Origin of the sequence: Vagococcus sp. AM17-17, from assembly GCF_003471765.1 — a bacterium.
GTDB lineage: Bacteria > Bacillota > Bacilli > Lactobacillales > Vagococcaceae > Vagococcus > Vagococcus teuberi.
This window is the reverse complement of the sequence record NZ_QRJY01000049.1, coordinates 300-583: the sequence shown is the minus strand read 5'-3', so window position 1 is coordinate 583 and position 284 is coordinate 300. Positions and strand designations below refer to the sequence as shown.

The 284-nt window shown below is 43.7% G+C and carries 1 rRNA gene; it reads left to right on the top strand.

Annotated elements, in window-relative coordinates:
• Window positions 1-127: 127 nt before the first annotated feature.
• Window positions 128-243, top strand: a 5S ribosomal RNA gene (gene rrf / locus DW196_RS11210).
• Window positions 244-284: the final 41 nt, after the last annotated feature.

The window sequence follows — 284 nt, the reverse complement described above, 5'->3', positions numbered from 1 at the left end:
TGTATGGAGCGGACTAGTACTAATCGGTCGAGGACTTAACCAAAATAAGCGGTAGACAATTATGATGACAGATAACTTTAACATCCAGTTTTGAGTGAGCAATTACTCATTATATAATGCACTTATGTGCGGTGACGATGGCAAGAAGGATACACCTGTAACCATGCCGAACACAGAAGTTAAGCTTCTTAGCGCCGAGGGTAGTGAAGGGTTTCCCTTTGTGAGAGTAGGACGTTGCCGTGCTTATATTTTTAGTGATGGAGGTTTAGCTCAGCTGGGAGAGC